Below are 15,897 nucleotides of genomic sequence, written 5' to 3' on the forward strand. Positions count from 1 at the left end.
GCGCCTATGCGACGTCAGGGGCCCCGATGGGCCCCTGACGGAGGGGCTTCTCGACCCAGGCGACGTCCCAGTACGTGCCGAACTTGCGCCCCACTTCGTGGAGGACGCCCGCCGGGCGGAAGCCGAAGCGCTCGTGGAGCCGCATCGACGCCTCGTTGGGCTGGGTGATGCCCGCGTAGGCGCGGTGGACGTCCTCCGCGGCCAGGGCCTCGAAGAGCGCGTGGTACAGCATGCCGCCGAGGCCGCGTCCGGTGTGTTCCGGAGCGAGGTAGACACTCGTCTCGACCGACGTCTCGTAGGCCTGCTTGGCACGGAACGGGCCGCTGGTGGCATACCCCAGCACGGTGCCGGATTCCTCGGCGACCAGCAGCCTGTGACGCCCGGTGGCGGGGTGGTCGGCCAGCCACTGCCGCCGCTCCTCGACGGTGACGGGCTCGATGTCGAAAGTGACGGGGGTGCTGGTCACATAGTGGTTGTAGATGTCGGTGAGCTGCTTCAGATGACTTTCGGTCCCCGGCCGGATCCGCGTTCCGGCCGTCACCGCGGTGCTCTGGTCCATATGTCGCTCCGTTCTGGAGGGAGGGACTGTACTCGAGGTGTGTTACAGGAAAGAGGGCGGCGCCGCGACGGTCGAGTTCGGCGAAGACCGGCTCGGCGGAGTGGGGTGTGACTGGTCCGCGGTGTCGGTCTTCCCATGGCCTCGGGCAGGTCGAGACACTCGTCGGTCCACGCGCATGGGTGTCCGTCCGTTCGCCGCTGAGGGTGGTTTCCGGGAAAGCCCGCACACGGCCGCACAGGCCGTGGAACTCTCGCTAGCCAAGAAATCACCGGCGATGTCACGGAGGTTCCTATGTTCAGCTCCAAGCGCGCGAGCCGCATCCGCGCGCTGGCCCTCACCGCGCTCACGGCCGGCCTGCTGTGCGGCGGCATGACCACAAGCGCCGGCGCGGCCGACGGGTCCTCGACGTCCACCGACGGCGCGGGGAAGAACCGTGAGGTCCAGCCCGGGGACCGCGTGCTCGCCGGGCTCACGCACACGGTCACCGGACTGATGGGCGATCCCACCGCGATCACCCGGATCCTGCCCGCCCCCGGGGCCCTCGGCGGCTGACGCGGGCGGGGGAGGGGCCCACCGCGACGCGGTGGGCCCCTCCCCCGGCATTCGGTGCCACGTATTTCCGCCATATTTCACGCCGGCCGGAACCTCACCGGTCATTGCCCCGATGTTCGAAGGTAAACGGCCATGTCCGAGATGGCTTGATTACCGATTCGCAGACGATTCCCGGCCCTGGAGGTTGTGTCCCGCCGATCCGGAGACCCAGGAGCACAAGCGAGTGCGGCCATGACCGCTGTCATCACCCCGCAAGAACTCCACACACGCGCTATCAGAAGACCTTCGGCCGGGCCGGTGGCTGTCTGCCGAGAAACCCGCTGGCGATCGACGAATTCCATGGGGGCATCGCCCGGCGGGCAGCGACGGTCCGACGGTCTTCGCGCGATCGCAGATCGCCCGCGCCTACTGAGGCGCGAACCACGGCGAGACGGCCGCACCGGGATCCGGTGCGGCCGTCATGGCTGTCAGGGCCCGGTACGCGCGGCGGCCCGCTCCCGGAGGGCGGCGGCAGCGCGTTCGCACCAGTCGCGGTTGCCCTGCTCGAAGGCGAGACCGCGCAGACACGTCAGATAGGGGCCGACGCGCTCGCCGTGACGCAGGAACTCCTCCTCGTCGCGATCGCCCCGCATCGCGCGCAGCAGCTCTCCGAACAGGTCGATCCTGGCCCGGGCGAACGCGGCGCGCTCGGCGAGCCGCTCGATCAGGGCCCGGCTGTCGACGTGATCGGCGGCCTGGACCTTGACGAGAAGGTCGTCACGGATGAAGGACGGCTTGGTGGCGGTGGCCGTGAAGCGCTCCAGCTCGGCGGCGCCGGCGTCCGTGACCCGGAACAGGCGCTTGGTGGGCCGGGTGTCCTGGACCACCTCGCGCCCCGTGATCAGCCCCTCCTTCTCCAGCCGCGCCAGCTCGGCGTACAGCTGCTGGGGCTGGGCGTGCCAGAAGTTCGCCACACCGAGGTCGAACACCTTCGTCAGCTGGTACCCGCTGAGCTCCTCGTCGAGCAGGGCCGCCAGGACCGCGTGCCGCAACGCCACCGGATCGCCTCCTTGTTCCGTCCGCCTCTTTCCACCGGCGTCCCCGCATGCTACTACTCATGAACCTGATTACTCATCAACATGGGTATCGCACCCGGTATCGAGGAGGAGCAGTGACCACCGCAGACCGCTTCCGCGTCGCCGTCGACAATCGTGACCTCGCCGCGCTGGACGACCTGTTCACGGACGACATCCGCTTCTACAGCCCCGTGAAGTTCCGCCCGTTCGAGGGCAAGCCGACGGTGCTCGCCCTGTTCAAGGTCCTCCTGCGCACCTTCGAGGACTTCCGCTACGTCGGCCATTACGCCGGTGAGGCGGAGACGAGCGCCGACGGGACGACCCGCCCCTCCGCGGTCCTGCTCTTCCGGGCCACCGTGGAGGGCAAACAGATCCACGGCATCGACCTGCTGCACTTCGACGACGACGGCAGGATCGGGGAGTTCACGGTCATGGTCCGTCCGCGCTCGGCCGTCCACACCATGGGCGAGGCGGTCCTGGCGGGGCTGGTGGCCGACGGCGTGGTCCCGGCGCCCACCGGTCAGTGAGTGAACTCGACCGAGACCCGCGGGGCGAGCGACACCAGGAAGTCCCGCGCGTCGGACAGTTCCCCCGGGGAAGCCGCCCCGGCCGTCCTCGCCCGCCCGTCGAGGACACGGTGGACCGCCTTCCACCGCCAGGGGCGCGCTGACGGCGTAGATGTCCCGGCCCCGGGCCGGGGCGCGGCGTCCGGTGCCGCCGGACCGTACGACCGTCTCGGACGCTGCGCGCGCACCGTATCCACCGCGCCCAGGAGCTCCCGGAGACCACCGACGACAGCGTCGAGGCCATCGCCGAGGCCACCGGCATGGGCACGGCCGCCTCACTGCGCCGGCACTTCAACCGGACGGTCGGCGCCCCCCGGACGCCTGTCGCCGCGCATTCCGCGGCAAACGACCGCACGACCGGGTGCGAAACGAACTGTCTGGTTGAAAGTGGTACTTACTTTCTGTCGCCCTCCGAGGAGCGCGGGGCGGCCCGACAGGGGAGACTGGAGGTGTGCCGTAGTCCCGGGAGCGCGCGGGAGGAGGAAGGGTAGGGGAGCATGTCCGACGACGTGATGGGTGACGAGGTCTACCAGCCGGCCCGTTCGGACCGCCGGGACAACCCCGGTGACCTGGACCTTCAGAACGCCCTCGACGGTGACCTCCTCGACGAGGTGCTCGACGAGGGCTACTCGCCCCCCGAGAAGCCCCTCGGCGTGGGCCACCACGGCACCACGGCCCGGGAGCAGCGGGAGCGCGAGAGTCTCGACCAGCGGCTCGCCGAGGAGGTCCCCGACATCGCGATGCCCGACGGGGACGGCATCGGCGATCAGCCCGGCGGCGACGGCGAGCCGATCGACGACGAGGTCGGTGACGCGCGGGCCGGGCGGCTCACCGCCACCATCGACGCCATGCCGCCCCGGCGCAACGACGTCTTCGCCCGGGACGTGGGCATCGACGGCGGCGCGGCCTCCGCGGAGGAGGCGGCGATGCACATCGTGCCCGACGAGCCCGTGATCGAGTTCGGCGAGGACATCGGGGCATGAGCCGCCGGCGCGCTAGATCGTGAAGCCGGGCAGCAGCGAGATCTGGTGCAGCACCCCGTCACCGCCACCCAGCTGCGGGAAGGCCTTCATCAGCTCCGGCTGGGCGCACAGGTCCAGCAGGGTCTCCTTGGGCTTCGAGCCCAGGTCGTAGTACCCGAACGTGGGGCCCGCGTTCTTCCCGTCACCGACGGGCGTAGAGACCAGCAGGCCGGCCACGGGGGAGAGGACGCCCTGCATGGCGGCGACGAACCCGCGTTCGAGGCCGTAGCGCACGGACTCCGGTCCCGGCTCGTCGTCCGCCGGGGTCCGGTAGAGCTTGTCGAGCAGTGCCAGCACGTAGCAGTAGGCGGCGTCGGAGAGCTGCGCCAGCGTCCGCACCGGCCCGGTGAAGTCCGTCGCCTTCGGGTCCGTCACCACCGGCCAGACGGCTTCTTCCCCGCTGTCGATGGTGTACTTCTGCTTTCCGGAGTCGTCGTACACGACACCGATGCCGTCCACGTGATCGCGGACGCGGGTGAACTTCTGATAGTGGGAGTCCTCTTGCTCGTCCGGGGCGCCCTCGCCCTGCTCGACGATGATGTAGAGGGCGTCCAGAGCGCTGCCCTGGTCCACGACCGGGAGGGGCTTGGGCGGCCCGCCCCACTGGTTCCAGTACCCGCGCCGGTACTGCTGCTGCCAACGGGTGTTCTCCAGCCCCCACTCGATCTGACCGCTCAGCGCGACGATGCCCTTGCCGATCGCTTCGTACAGCTCGCCGAGCGTGTGGTACTCGTCGGAGGGCTTTCGGGCCTGCTGCTGCCTGCTCTCGGGGAGTTCGACCTCCATGAACCCCTCGACGGCGGCCGTCGAGATGCGCTGCGTGTGCAGCGTCAGCGGCGGAACGCGGTGGAGCATGTCACCGGGGTAGACGGGGATGGTGTCCTTGTCGTAGAAGCGGAACTCCTTCCCGCCGACCGTCTCGCACTTGGTCGCGACCATCACGTTGCGCACCAGGGCCATGTGCAGCATCTCCTCGATGGCGATGCCGATGAGGGTGCGCTGCGCCGACGCGCCCTGGGCCCACTGCGAGTAGCCGGAGGTCTTGATGGAGTAGGCGGCGTAGAGGTAGGGCGGAATGGTGGACAGCTCGATGCGCGCCGCGTCGGCCAGGTGCTGGGCCAGTTCGTCGAGGGTGGTGATGCCGTCGCCCGTCCGGACGGCCGAGCGGGTGGTCAGGTGGGGCATGTGTTCCTCCGATTCGGACGGAGCGCTGTCAGTCGGCCTGCGGGGACCGGTGCGCGGTCAGGTCGTGGACGACGACGGTGCCGTCGCGGCGGGTGAGCGAGAGGCGGACCGGTTCGGCCTCGGGCGGCTCCGGCTCCTCGCCGCGCCGGACGGCGGCCGCGTAGCGGTGGACGGGAAACCGGGCCTCGAAGAACCGTGCGCGGGAACCAGTGCCGGCGTCGGTGTCGGGTGCGTCGAAGGTGGCCGCGAAGTCCCGTTCGAACCGGGCCAGGTCGATCAGAAGGTCGACCCAGGACCCGGGCGGTGTGTCACCCGCGATGGCGTCCGGCCGGGTGCGGGCCAGGTGACCGGGAAAGCCGGCGCCGAGATCGTCCAGGGTGGGGGAGCGGGACGGATGCGCGTCCAGGTACTCCATGGCGAACCCGTCGAAGAGCTCGCGCCCCAGGAGGTGCACCATCGCGGGGTACTGGCCGCGCATGCACCCCAGCAGCCGGAGCCGGTAGCCCCGGTAGTAGACGCGGAAGCGCTCCTCGGCCGACATACGGCCCGACGCGGTGATCACCTCCTCCACGTGCGCCGCCCCGCCGGGTGCCAGCAGGGCGGTTTGCATCCACTGCTGGATCGCGTCGAGCGATCGCGGTACGTCAGCCACGACGGCCGCCCTCCGGGGTGGCGCGTTCCGTCGCCAGGGCCCTGGCCTTGTCGAGTTCGGCCTGGAGGACGGGGAAGGGTGGCAGGCTGTCGTCCCGTTCGATGACCGTGGCGGCGCCCCCGGTGAGCGCCACGGCGAGCCGGTAGAGGTCCCAGACCGGGTCGGGCACCTCGGCGTCGTGGGTGTCGACCAGGTGGGTGCCGTAGTCCGTGTGCCCGGCCAGGTGCATCTGCGTCACCCGGTCGTGCGGGAGGGCCTTGAGGTACACCTCGGGGTCGTAGCCGTGGTTGACGGCGGAGACGTGGACGTTGTTGACGTCGAGGAGCAGCCCGCAGTCCGCTTCCTCGGCCAGCCGGCTGAGGAACTCCCACTCGGTGAGGGTGGAGGCGCGGAACTCGACGTAGCTGCTGGGGTTCTCCAGGACGAGCGGGCGTTCCAGCGCCTCCTGCACGGTGCGGGCGCGGCGTACGACGTGCCGCAGTGATTCCTCGGTGAAGGGCAGCGGCAGCAGGTCGTGGGTGTGCACGCCGAGCACCCCGGTCCAGCACACGTGGTCCGACACCCACGGGGTGTCCACCGCGTCCGCCAGTCGCTTCAGCCGGCGCAGGTAGCCGAGGTCGAGCGGGTCGGTGCTGCCGATGGACAGCGACACCCCGTGCAGGACGATCGGGTAGTGCTCGGCGATCTCGTCCAGGACGCGACGGCGGTCGGTGCCGGGGCGGAGGTAGTTCTCGGAGATGATCTCGAAGAAGTCGACGGGCGGCCGGTGCGCGCGGATGTAGGGGATGTGCGGCCCCCGCAGCCCGAGCCCGAACCCCAGGTGGGGGGTCGGGCGTCGGGCCGCGGCGTCCGTCCGCGTCGCCGTGCCGGCTGCCTCTCCCGGCTCTATCGCTGCCCCTCGGGCGACAGGACCGTCACATGGAACTCGCACTGGGCGGACGCGTCGGGGTCCGTGGCGGTGACGGTCACCCATTGGTCGCCGGTGGCCGTGTGCCCGGCGTGGAGCGGGACGGCCGTGGCGGTCCCCTGGTCGTCGCTGGTGACCGTGCACGTGGCGCTCTGCTGCCCGCCGTCCGGCTTGAAGTACAGCAGGGTGGCGGCTTCGGCGGGGATGGTGAAGGTGATCGACGCGTCGGGGAGGTGTCGGCCGGCGCTGTTGCGGGCGATGGCTTGCAGGTCCGGGAACCGTACGCCCTCGTGCCGGCGAGGGTTGTCGGCGGAGGCGCGGAACAGGACGGTGACCTGGGCGGATGCCCCGGGCGTCGGGGTGGTGAGGTGGTCGTAGTCGGGGATGCGGTCGTCCGGGATGCCCTGCCCGGGGGAGGGGCCGAACGCCTTGCCCGCCGCGTACATGCGTGCCTCGAAGAGGCGGCGCGCCTGCTGCCAGACGCTCCTGCCCTTCATCGGGCCGCCGGAGAAGACGCGGCTCTCGTTGATGGGGCTGGCGCAGCTGCCGTTGTAGCGGCAGGCCTGTTCGCCGGGGTGGAACTGCTCGAAGTCGTCCCCGGCGTAACCGCATCCGCCCTGTCCGCGGCAGGCTCCCTCGCCGTGGCACACGTGTTGCACGGTGGCGCACCGGCCGGTGCCGGCCATGGTGGCGCTCTTGTCGACGTCCTGGCCCGCGCAGGAGTTGAGGCCCATGCAGACGTGGAGTTCCTCGCCCGTGGTCGGTTGGCCGCAGCCGTTCGTTTCCATTGGCCGTCTCCTTTCCCGTCCGCTCTCAGGCCTTGCCGATGCTGCCGGTGGTGCGGGCGATCTTGGCGTTGACCTTGATCGGATCGCCCTTCTCCATGTCGCCGGTGGTGTTGTCCCGCACGAGGAACTCGCCGATGGCCCCCTTCTGGAAGAGCAGGCACATGCTGGAGCCGCCGTAGCTGAAGTAGCCGAGCTGGTCGCCCTTGGTGACCCGGTCACCGGGGCGCACGGTGAGCGTGACCGAGGAGATCTCGGTCATGCCCAGGGGCATGACGCACACCATGCCGATCGGCGCGGGGGCCTCGATGAACACCAGCCCCCGGGTGTTGACCGAGGCGCCGTAGACCTGCGACTGCGTACCGGCGTTGGGCTCGTCCACCCCTTCCAGCTCCGTGAACATCAGGGCCTCGACGACACGGGCGCTGCGGACGACGCCGGTGACGGGCGCGTGCCAGCGGTGGTAGTCGCCGCCGGAGAGGAACGACTGGAAGACGTCGCCGCCGATGAACGAGTCGGTCAGATCGCTGCCGTCGAGCATGTCGGCGAGGGAGTAGAGCTGCCCCTTGGCCCAGAACTGTTCGTCGCGGTGCTGGATGTTCCGCCGGATCCGCACCACCTTGCCGTCGTTCGCCGCCACCACGATGCGCGGGTCGTCCTTGCCGTCGACGGGCCGGGCGCCGTCCTTGAGCTCGCGGCGGAAGAACGCGTTGTAGGAGGGGAACCCGCCGTGGGGGTCGTCCGGGTCGATCCGGAACTGGTCGAGGCCGAGTTCGGCCCAGGCGGCCGGCGACAGCCAGCCGTCCGTGCGGTTGAGCACCTCCTGGCTGTCGTCGCTGTCGAGGTGCGCGCACCACTCGCGCAGGATGCCGAGCAGCGCCCTGTTGAACCCCTGGTCGCGGAAGACCGCGTACCCGGCGTCCGTCATCATCATGTAGACGAACAGGGACGACATGGGGAAGAAGTTGCGGTCCGGGTCGCCCTGAGGGTGGTACTCGGGAGTGGACGTGACGATACAGTCCAGGTGATCGAGCAGGTCGGGGATGTCGTTCACCTTGTGCTTGGCGTCGGGGTGGAGCTCGTCGGCCTTTTCGATCATCCGGCTCACATACATGCGGACGATCCCGTCCCGCTCGATCAGCCGGGCCAGGTCGTCGACGGAACGGCGCCGTACGATCGCGTTCCGGGCGCGCTTCTCGTGGACGCCGCGGCTGAAGCCCTCCAGCCACGCGTCGAGCGCCGCCCGGTTCTTCGGCAGATAGCCGGCGGCCCGGCCGAACGAATTCTGATAGCGGGTTTCGAGCTGCTGTGCGGTGAAGGTCGTACCGGTGTCACGGGGCATGGATGCCTCCTCCTTCGGCTGCGGCGGCCCAGGTTCCCGGTTCCGCCGGTACGGCTCAACCCCGCGCTGTGGGCATGGCGCAGGGAACAGGACACCGCCGTCGTGGCGTGAACCGTCGTGCCGGAGGAGCGTCGCCGTGCGTCGAGCGGGGCCGCGGCGCGGGAGAGCGCGGAGGGGGCGGGGACACGCGCGGAGAAGGAGTCAGCCACGGGTGCCGCAGCTTGGCCTATTCTCAACTACCTTGAAAAAACCTCCAGTCGACGTGAAAACAGTGAGGGCGGGGTCCGTTCGGACCCCGCCCTCACTGTTCGCCGTCGGCTACATCAGGCCGCCGCGGTCGCCGGCACGGCGTCGTCGGCCGGCTCGGTGGGGCGGGGGACACGGTGGAGGCCCTTGCGGTCGTAGAACCGGGTGACACCGAAGCCGAAGAGCAGGGCGACGACCAGGGCGGCGCCCATGGAGATCCAGGCGCGGGTCAGACCGGCGTCGGCCTGGGCGCCGTAGTAGAGGATGGAGCGCATGCCGCCGGTGATCTGCCGGAGCGGCTCGAACTCGGAGAGCCAACGGAAGAACCCGGGCAGCGCCTCCAGCGGCACGGTCGCGCCGGAGGAGGGGACGGCCATGGCGACGAAGACGATGGCCGAGAGCAGCATGCCGGGTACGCCGAACGCGGCGAGGAGCGTCAGGGCGCTGATGCCGACGACGGCGATCGTGGCCACGGAGTAGACCCACAGCAGGCCGAGGTGGGAGGCGTCCATGCCGAGGATGCCGACGGTGGCGCCCTCGACGATGGAGCCCATCACCACCGAGAAGGCGAGCATGAGGATCGAGCCGATGGCCAGCGTGCGCACGCGGCTGGTGTGCTGGAGGGGGTTGCGCAGGCGGAAGGGGCCGAAGTCGGAGTGGAGGTAGCCGAGCGCGGTGTCGACCTGGTTGGTGATCGCGTTGGCGCCGAGCATGCCGCAGACGACCAGGACCAGCGCGTAGTAGAAGGCGCTCAGACCCATGGCGCTGTGCGTGCCGAGCGGGTGGCCGTCGGCGACCTGGACGGACACGGGGTCGGCGAGCATCAGCTTGGCGGCCGGGGCGAGCGGGGCCTTCTGGGCGGCGGCGCGGTCGAGGAGCTGCTTGCCGAGCTGCGCGGAGGCGGCGTGCGCGGCCTTCTGCGTGGCCTGGCTGGCCATGGAGGAGCCGAAGCTGCCCGCCGACTGGTTGGTGAGCACCGACAGGGCCGGACGGACCGGCTGGGCCTGCTGCTGCGGGCTGGTCAGCCCGGTCACCGCGGCGGTGAAGTTCTGCGGAACGACGATCGCGCCGTAGAGCTTGCCCTGGCCGAGCTTCTTGTCGGCCTCCTGGCGGCTGAGGACCTGCCAGTCGAAGCTGTCGTTGCCCGCGGTGGACTTCTTGATACCGGAGACGACCTGCTCGCCGAAGTTCAGGTGCTTGCCGTTGGCGTCGAGTCCCTTGTCGCTGTTGACGAGGGCGACGGGAAGGTCGCGCAGGTTGCCCTTGGGGTTGACGTTGCCGCCCACGTACAGCAGGGCGAACAAGGCGGAGACCACCGCGAGGATGAGGCCCGAGCCGATCCACAGCCGTGGGCTGCGGAGCACGGACGAGGACGGGAGGGAAGACATGATCGCTCCGGGGTGATGACGCAGAGTAGCTAGATATCGAAGGTATCCAGGCGCTAGATAGTGGCAGTATCTAACAGGGGTGTCCAATCGTTGAATGCGGATACCCGGTTCGCACCACCAGCGAGGAAGCCGCATGAAGATCTCGGAGCTCAGCCGCAGAGCCGGCGTGCCGGTCGCCAGCATCAAGTACTTCCGGCGCGAAGGCTTGCTGCCCGCCGGCCGGGCGACGGCCGCGAGGCTGGCCGAGTACGGGGAGGAGCACGTCCAGCGACTGCGGCTGATCAAGGCGCTGACCACGCTCGGAGGACTGTCCATCGCCGCCACCCGGGACGTGCTGGCGGCCGTCGGCGAGGCCCACACCACCGACGGGAAGATGGGTGCGATCAGCTACGCCCTGCCGGTGCCCGTCGCCGGGTCGCTCGTCGCCGACTCCGGTCAGGAGGCGGCGGACCAGGCGGCCGCCGAAGCGGAGGTGGCGGACCTGATCGCGGCCATGGGCTGGCAGACGCCCGACACCTCCCCGCATGTACAGGGGCTGACCGAGGCGCTGAAGGCGCTCGGGCGGGTCGACGCGGACTACCGGCCGGGCGAGCTCGCCGCCTACGCGGCGCTGGCCAACTCCATCGCCCGTCTGGACCTCGAGCGGGCGGCCACCTTCGGTGACGATCCGGAGGCCGTGGCCGAACGGGCGGTCATCGTCTTCGCCCTCTCCGCCCCGGTGCTGGAGCTGCTGCGCCGGCTCGCGCAGGAGGACCAGGTCCGCCGCCGCGTAGCGGAGCGCGGCGAGCTCGGCGAATAGCTTTTCTTGAACGTTCAACGACGTCGGCCCAGAGTGAGAGGCGGTCAGGGCTAGCGGTCGGTCGGCGAAGAACGCGGCGGCCGCACCCGGGGCATGAGGGTGCGGCCCTTTCCGCGTCCCGGGAATGCGACACAACCAACACTGGTTACGCCTATGTCATCGATGTGACGTACCGAGTGGAGGACGATCCCCCCATGACCACGACGACACCCACCACCTCCGGCGCGACCGAGCTGCCCTCGCGCGCCGCGCGCCTGCTGGGCCGCCCCCTCTCCCTGGGCGATGTCACCCTGGCCAACCGCATGGTGATGGCACCTATGACGCGACGCTTCTCGCCGGGCGGCGTGCCGGGTGAGGACGTCGCCGCGTATTACGCCCGGCGGGCGGCCGGCGGCGTGGGCCTGATCATCACCGAAGGCACGTACGTGGCCCGCGACGCCGCCGCGGCCTACGACAGCGTGCCCCACTTCCACGGCGAGGAGGCCCTGGCGGGCTGGGCCCGGGTGGCCGAGTGGGTGCACGAGGCCGGCGGCCGCATCATGCCCCAGCTGTGGCACACCGGCGTGGCGCGCCCCGACGGCGCCGCACCGCTGGGCGTACCGGCCGACACCCCGTCCGGGACCGACCTCGACGGCCGCCCGCACGGCAAGGAGATGACGCAGGCCGACATCGACGCGGTGGTCGGAGCCTTCGCGCGGGCCGCCGCCGATGCCGAACGCGCCGGTTTCGACGGCGTCGAGCTCCACGGCGCCCACGGCTACCTGATCGACACCTTCCTCTGGCGCGGCACCAACAAGCGCACCGACGCCTACGGCGGCGACCAGGCCTCCCGCGCCCGCTTCGCGTCCGAGATCGTCGCTGCGGTGCGCGCCGCCGTCTCGCCCGGCTTCCCCGTCGTCCTCCGCCTCTCGCAGTGGAAGGCCGAACACTACGACGCCCGGATCGCCGAGACCCCGCAGGAGCTCGAGCGGCTGCTCGCCCCTCTCGCGGCGGCGGGCGTGGACGCCTTCCACGCCTCCACCCGGCGCTACTGGCTGCCCGAATTCGAGGACAGCGACCTGAACTTCGCGGGCTGGACGAAGAAGCTCACCGGCAAGCCCACCATCACCGTCGGCTCGGTGGGCCTGGACCAGGAGTTCAGGGGCGTGCGCAGCGGCGGACCCGACCACGCGGGAGTGACCGGCATCGAGCCGCTCCTGGACCGCCTCGAGCGCGACGAGTTCGACGCCGTCGCCATCGGCCGGGCCCTCATCTCCGACGCCGAGTGGCCCGCCAAGGCCCTCACGGACCGGCTCCACGAGGCCGTTCCCTACGACGTGGCGCAGCTCGGCACACTGGTCTGACCCGGCGCCCCCGGCGCACCGGCTTCCCGGAAGGACGGTTCACACGATGACCTGGCCCGCGACGGCACGTTACGGCCTGGAAGCGGCTCCCGGCGGCCTCGGCTTCGTCCAGGACCTGCTCAACACGGCCGCCGTCGAGGCGCCCGGCTCCGTGGACCTCCTCGCCGCCCCCGACGACGCGCGGGCGTGGGCCGACGCGGCCGTCGCGCGGTGGGCGGCCGTCACCGGGCAGCCGGTGCCCCCGGTGCGCCTCGACGCCGAGGAGGCCGAGAAGCTGCGGGCGTTCCGTGACGACCTGCGGCGGCTGATCACGGAAGGTGCCGGGGACGGGCCCGGTGCGGGCCTCCGCGCGGCGGTCCCGCACCGCGGCTCGGCGGCGCTGCGGCTCGGTGAGGACGGCGTCGTCCGCCTGGAGCCGTGCGGCTCGGGCCGGCGGCTCCTGGCCGCCCTCGTTCTGGTGGCGGTCTTCGAAGCGCAGCGGGACGGTACGTGGGGCCGCCTCAAGACCTGCCGTGCCCCGCGCTGCCGGGTCGCCTTCTACGACCGTTCGCGCAACAACAGCGGTGTCTGGCACGAGGTCAAGTCCTGTGGCAACGCGGCCAATCTGCGTGCCTGCCGGGCCCGCCGACGGGCCCGGGAAGCCGGGCCGGAGGCGAAGGAGGCGCCGGGCGCACGTCACCCACACCGGTGAGCTTCACGGCGGGTCCGCACCCGTGCGCGGCGGTAAGCGGGAAGGCTGGCCCCCGGACCCGATCCGACCGGCCACGAGGTGGAGCGATGACGAGAACCCGGCTGCTGGCGGCGGCCCTGACCGCGGCCCTTGCCCTGACCGCCGCGCCCCTGGCGTCCGCGATGACGCCGTCCGCGGCCCCGAAGCCCCCGAAGCACAGGCATCTGAGCCTCACCAACCAGGACAACAGACAGTCCCTCGCGGTGCACAAGGGCGACGAGATCACCGTCCGGCTCTCGGGGGAGCGGACGCCCGACTCGACCTGGACGTGGAGCGTGCCCACGGCCGCCGACGGCGCCGTGCTGCGCCGCGGCGCCGTCGGTACGGCCCCGAACGGCGACACCACGGCCGTCTTCCACGCCCAGGCGGACGGGACGACCACCCTGGACTCCCGGCTGAGGTGTGTCGCCGATCAGCCCGGCCACGTGTGCTCGCAAGCGGTCGTCCCCTGGCAGGCCACCGTGCGCGTGCGGCGGTAGCGCGACGACCGCCCGGCGCGGCTCCTCCGGGCGCCAAAAAGCCCGTCTGACCATGGGGTATGCTTCTTCTCGTCGCCGGCCCCAATAGCTCAGTCGGCAGAGCGTCTCCATGGTAAGGAGAAGGTCAACGGTTCGATTCCGTTTTGGGGCTCTGTAACGGAAGGCCTCCACCGATGCGGTGGAGGCCTTCCGCGTAGCGGTGGCGATCCCCGCTCCCGCGGAACGAGGTAAGCATGGGTCCCCCTTCATCCGCTTCCCGCGCCCGGGGTACGCGGGCACCCCGCGCCGCCCGTGACTGGTGCCTGGTCGTCGCCGGTTTCCTGCTCGCCTTCGGGCTGTCGAGCGCCGTCGCCGTACAGATCCTGCTGACCGGGCGCATCGATCTCCCCGATTGGGCCGTTCGCCACCTCCCCGGCATGAAGGCGGGCTTCCTGGTCGCCGCCGTCGCGATGGCGCTCGCCCACCGGTGGCTCGGCCACGGCACCGCCGACCTGGGCCTGGTGGCACGCCCCCGCCGCCGTTTCCCGTACGGCGGGCTCGGCGCCGCCGGGGTGGCCTACCTCGGCATGTGGATCGGCTTCGAGGCGATGCGGCTCTTCCCGTCACCCGGATACGCCCCGGCCGGCCGCACCAGTGCCGGTGAGCAACTGCTGGCCAACCTCCACAGCGCCCTCGTCGAGGAGACCCTCCTGCTCGCCCTGCCCATGGCGGTGATGACACGGCTCCGCTGGTCGTGGTGGGCACAGCTCGCGGTACTGATCGCCCTGCGGGTCCCCTTCCACCTCTACTACGGGTACGGCGCGTTCGCCCTCTGCCTGATCTGGATGGGCGGATACGTCCTCGTCTACCGGCGGACCGGGATCGTATGGCCCTTCATGCTGGCCCACTTCGTCTACAACTCGGCCCACGCCGACTACCTGCCGACCGTACTGAGACCCCTGCTGGGGCTGGCCTTCTGGCTCCTCGGCGTCATCGCCCTCGTTCGCCTGGCCAGGGACGAGAAATGGCCATCCCGTCGCCCACACGGATGAATCCGTCAAAATCGCCATCTGATTGTCGGGCGATGCCGCTTCCATGGACCCGTCGTCGGGAAGTCGCGCGCGCATTCGGGAGGGCCGGTTGGACCGCCGCACGTTTCAGAGCCGACTTGTTTCGCTGGGGAGCCTGATGGTGGCCGGGGCGCTGCCGGGGACGTGGGGGAGCGCGGCCGCCGGGCCGGCGGGGAGTGAGGGGGTGTCGCCCCGGCGGTCGGTGGTCGAGTACGGGTTGCCACCCGCCGAGGAGACACACGAGATCGTCAAGGTGCCGGACAAGCCGATGGCACTGGTGTCGCAGATGTCCGACAGTCATCTGGTGAAGCTGGCCCTGGACCCGCGTACCGAGCGGGTGACCGGCGTCAAGGCGTTCGCGCTGGGGCCGAAGGACGCGATGCTGCACGGGCTGGCGGTGTCGGAGCGCCACCCCGGACGGATCTGGGCCACCCACGAGGGCGGGAACCGGCTGCTGCTGGTCGACCCGAGGGCGGACGGGCTCGATGCCGCGCCGCGCGTCGAGCGGGAGATCGGCATCCCCGGCGGTGGCCGGGGCCCGCACTACGTCAACGAGTACGGCGACACGCTGTGGGTGACGTTGAAGGGGAGCGACCAGGTCCTGGCCCTGGATCACACCCGCCCGGAACGGTTCCGGCTGTTCGAGGCGAAACCGCACCCCATCTTCGCCGCCCGGCACCCCGACAGCGGCGACTTCTACGTCAGCCAGGACAGCGCGAGCACGGTGCTGCGGATCGATCCGCGGAGCGGACGCACCTCACAGACGCCGATTCCCGCCGAACGGGGCAGCACCCCGGTCGGGCTGATCGGCGGAGCCGGCGGGGTCTGGGTGGTGCTGCTCGGCACGGACCAGGCCGGGACCGGCACGTTCGGCCGGATCGACGAGGACGGCCGGACAACCTGGCACCGGCTGCGCGCCCCGCAGGGCCGCTCGGCGTCGCTGCTGCACCTGGCCTTGGGGCGCGGACGAGAGCCCGTGTTGTGGCTGCTGGCGTCGTCGATCGTCTCCGACGACGCACGGGATCTCATCATCCGGGTGCGGTTCGACTCGTCGTGGACGCGGATCGTCGAGGAGGAGTACGTAGCGCTGCCGACGCAGATGTGCAAGGCGCATCGCCTGCTGCCGCTCGCGAACAGCGTGCTCGTCACCGAGCTGACGACCGCCACGGTGGCACAGCTGACCGCCGCCCGGCACATCCGTCCGGACGACGGCGTGTGAGCGCCGGCGCCGGGGACCG

17 protein-coding genes, 1 tRNA gene and 2 pseudogenes are annotated in these 15,897 nt (G+C 70.9%); 11 read left to right on the top strand and 9 right to left on the bottom strand.

Annotated features, from left to right (window positions below):
* Positions 1 to 4: 4 nt before the first annotated feature.
* Entirely contained in the window at positions 5 to 559 is a 555-nt protein-coding gene (locus tag AB0E98_RS26190; protein ID WP_361706983.1) for an N-acetyltransferase family protein, read from the bottom strand.
* Between the two features lie 291 nt (positions 560 to 850).
* On the opposite strand from AB0E98_RS26190, the gene AB0E98_RS26195 reads away from it, so the two are divergent.
* Complete coding sequence (locus AB0E98_RS26195; RefSeq protein WP_361706986.1) at positions 851 to 1,111, top strand: hypothetical protein; 261 nt, start codon at positions 851 to 853, stop codon at positions 1,109 to 1,111.
* A 467-nt stretch (positions 1,112 to 1,578) separates the two neighbouring features.
* Here AB0E98_RS26195 and AB0E98_RS26200 read toward each other — a convergent pair whose 3' ends face one another.
* Positions 1,579 to 2,148, bottom strand: a complete 570-nt coding sequence (locus AB0E98_RS26200; protein ID WP_361706989.1) for a PadR family transcriptional regulator — start codon at positions 2,146 to 2,148, stop codon at positions 1,579 to 1,581.
* A 113-nt stretch (positions 2,149 to 2,261) separates the two neighbouring features.
* Between AB0E98_RS26200 and AB0E98_RS26205 the strand changes: the two genes are divergently transcribed.
* The gene (locus AB0E98_RS26205; RefSeq protein ID WP_361706991.1) at positions 2,262 to 2,693 is read left to right on the top strand and encodes a nuclear transport factor 2 family protein; all 432 of its coding nucleotides are present in this window, start codon (positions 2,262 to 2,264) and stop codon (positions 2,691 to 2,693) included.
* Here the strand turns inward: AB0E98_RS26205 and AB0E98_RS26210 are convergent.
* Positions 2,687 to 2,903: pseudogene (locus tag AB0E98_RS26210) on the bottom strand (saccharopine dehydrogenase); the annotation flags it as partial. The gene AB0E98_RS26205 and the pseudogene AB0E98_RS26210 overlap by 7 nt on opposite strands.
* Positions 2,904 to 2,920: 17 nt before the next feature.
* Between AB0E98_RS26210 and AB0E98_RS26215 the strand changes: the two are divergent.
* Positions 2,921 to 3,117: pseudogene (locus tag AB0E98_RS26215) on the top strand (helix-turn-helix domain-containing protein); the annotation flags it as partial.
* Between the two features lie 112 nt (positions 3,118 to 3,229).
* Positions 3,230 to 3,715 carry a DUF5709 domain-containing protein gene (locus AB0E98_RS26220; protein WP_361706993.1) on the top strand — a complete coding sequence of 162 codons (486 nt, stop codon included), beginning with the start codon at positions 3,230 to 3,232 and terminating at the stop codon, positions 3,713 to 3,715.
* Positions 3,716 to 3,727: 12 nt separating this feature from the next.
* Here AB0E98_RS26220 and AB0E98_RS26225 read toward each other — a convergent pair whose 3' ends face one another.
* The 6 genes from AB0E98_RS26225 to AB0E98_RS26250 form a co-directional block, all read right to left on the bottom strand.
* Positions 3,728 to 4,939, bottom strand: coding sequence for a ferritin-like protein (locus AB0E98_RS26225; RefSeq protein WP_361706996.1), 1,212 nt, complete (start codon positions 4,937 to 4,939; stop codon positions 3,728 to 3,730).
* Positions 4,940 to 4,967: 28 nt separating this feature from the next.
* On the bottom strand, positions 4,968 to 5,591 hold the full coding sequence (locus AB0E98_RS26230) for a DNA-binding domain-containing protein (RefSeq protein ID WP_361706998.1): 624 nt from the start codon (positions 5,589 to 5,591) through the stop codon (positions 4,968 to 4,970).
* Positions 5,584 to 6,522 carry a DUF692 domain-containing protein gene (locus AB0E98_RS26235; RefSeq protein WP_361707000.1) on the bottom strand — a complete coding sequence of 313 codons (939 nt, stop codon included), beginning with the start codon at positions 6,520 to 6,522 and terminating at the stop codon, positions 5,584 to 5,586. The genes AB0E98_RS26230 and AB0E98_RS26235 overlap by 8 nt, the downstream gene beginning before the upstream one ends.
* A complete protein-coding gene (locus AB0E98_RS26240) occupies positions 6,477 to 7,286 on the bottom strand; it encodes a hypothetical protein (RefSeq protein ID WP_361707002.1) in 810 nt (269 codons plus the stop codon). Before AB0E98_RS26240 ends, AB0E98_RS26235 begins: the two co-directional genes overlap by 46 nt.
* A gap of 25 nt (positions 7,287 to 7,311) precedes the next feature.
* The gene (locus AB0E98_RS26245; protein WP_361707004.1) at positions 7,312 to 8,625 is read right to left on the bottom strand and encodes a phophatidylserine decarboxylase associated domain-containing protein; all 1,314 of its coding nucleotides are present in this window, start codon (positions 8,623 to 8,625) and stop codon (positions 7,312 to 7,314) included.
* Between the two features lie 323 nt (positions 8,626 to 8,948).
* Positions 8,949 to 10,259, bottom strand: coding sequence for a YhgE/Pip family protein (locus AB0E98_RS26250; protein ID WP_361707007.1), 1,311 nt, complete (start codon positions 10,257 to 10,259; stop codon positions 8,949 to 8,951).
* Positions 10,260 to 10,392: 133 nt separating this feature from the next.
* Between AB0E98_RS26250 and AB0E98_RS26255 the strand changes: the two genes are divergently transcribed.
* From AB0E98_RS26255 to AB0E98_RS26285, 7 genes are all read left to right on the top strand, one after another.
* Positions 10,393 to 11,058 carry a MerR family transcriptional regulator gene (locus tag AB0E98_RS26255; RefSeq protein WP_361707009.1) on the top strand — a complete coding sequence of 222 codons (666 nt, stop codon included), beginning with the start codon at positions 10,393 to 10,395 and terminating at the stop codon, positions 11,056 to 11,058.
* A gap of 194 nt (positions 11,059 to 11,252) precedes the next feature.
* Entirely contained in the window at positions 11,253 to 12,401 is a 1,149-nt protein-coding gene (locus tag AB0E98_RS26260; RefSeq protein ID WP_361707011.1) for an NADH:flavin oxidoreductase, read from the top strand.
* A 46-nt stretch (positions 12,402 to 12,447) separates the two neighbouring features.
* Positions 12,448 to 13,092: a CGNR zinc finger domain-containing protein gene (locus AB0E98_RS26265; RefSeq protein WP_361707014.1), complete on the top strand. Its 645-nt coding sequence runs from the start codon at positions 12,448 to 12,450 to the stop codon at positions 13,090 to 13,092.
* An 86-nt stretch (positions 13,093 to 13,178) separates the two neighbouring features.
* Entirely contained in the window at positions 13,179 to 13,610 is a 432-nt protein-coding gene (locus tag AB0E98_RS26270; RefSeq protein WP_361707017.1) for a hypothetical protein, read from the top strand.
* Between the two features lie 78 nt (positions 13,611 to 13,688).
* Positions 13,689 to 13,761, top strand: a tRNA-Thr gene (locus tag AB0E98_RS26275).
* Between the two features lie 82 nt (positions 13,762 to 13,843).
* Positions 13,844 to 14,641, top strand: coding sequence for a CPBP family intramembrane glutamic endopeptidase (locus AB0E98_RS26280; RefSeq protein WP_361707019.1), 798 nt, complete (start codon positions 13,844 to 13,846; stop codon positions 14,639 to 14,641).
* Between the two features lie 202 nt (positions 14,642 to 14,843).
* Positions 14,844 to 15,878: a hypothetical protein gene (locus AB0E98_RS26285; RefSeq protein WP_361707022.1), complete on the top strand. Its 1,035-nt coding sequence runs from the start codon at positions 14,844 to 14,846 to the stop codon at positions 15,876 to 15,878.
* The last annotated feature ends 19 nt before the right edge of the window (positions 15,879 to 15,897 follow it).

Source organism: Streptomyces sp. NPDC037389 (assembly GCF_040636475.1).
Classification (GTDB): domain Bacteria; phylum Actinomycetota; class Actinomycetes; order Streptomycetales; family Streptomycetaceae; genus Streptomyces; species Streptomyces hesseae.

Bases quoted from the DNA above. Each gene is read 5' to 3' on its own strand.
- AB0E98_RS26190 (WP_361706983.1), bottom strand. From the start codon at position 559: ATGGACCAGAGCACCGCGGTGACGGCCGGAACGCGGATCCGGCCGGGG.
- AB0E98_RS26195 (WP_361706986.1), top strand. From the start codon at position 851: ATGTTCAGCTCCAAGCGCGCGAGCCGCATCCGCGCGCTGGCCCTCACC.
- AB0E98_RS26220 (WP_361706993.1), top strand. From the start codon at position 3,230: ATGTCCGACGACGTGATGGGTGACGAGGTCTACCAGCCGGCCCGTTCG.
- AB0E98_RS26225 (WP_361706996.1), bottom strand. From the start codon at position 4,939: ATGCCCCACCTGACCACCCGCTCGGCCGTCCGGACGGGCGACGGCATC.
- AB0E98_RS26240 (WP_361707002.1), bottom strand. From the start codon at position 7,286: ATGGAAACGAACGGCTGCGGCCAACCGACCACGGGCGAGGAACTCCAC.
- AB0E98_RS26245 (WP_361707004.1), bottom strand. From the start codon at position 8,625: ATGCCCCGTGACACCGGTACGACCTTCACCGCACAGCAGCTCGAAACC.
- AB0E98_RS26250 (WP_361707007.1), bottom strand. From the start codon at position 10,259: ATGTCTTCCCTCCCGTCCTCGTCCGTGCTCCGCAGCCCACGGCTGTGG.
- AB0E98_RS26255 (WP_361707009.1), top strand. From the start codon at position 10,393: ATGAAGATCTCGGAGCTCAGCCGCAGAGCCGGCGTGCCGGTCGCCAGC.
- AB0E98_RS26260 (WP_361707011.1), top strand. From the start codon at position 11,253: ATGACCACGACGACACCCACCACCTCCGGCGCGACCGAGCTGCCCTCG.
- AB0E98_RS26265 (WP_361707014.1), top strand. From the start codon at position 12,448: ATGACCTGGCCCGCGACGGCACGTTACGGCCTGGAAGCGGCTCCCGGC.
- AB0E98_RS26270 (WP_361707017.1), top strand. From the start codon at position 13,179: ATGACGAGAACCCGGCTGCTGGCGGCGGCCCTGACCGCGGCCCTTGCC.
- AB0E98_RS26280 (WP_361707019.1), top strand. From the start codon at position 13,844: ATGGGTCCCCCTTCATCCGCTTCCCGCGCCCGGGGTACGCGGGCACCC.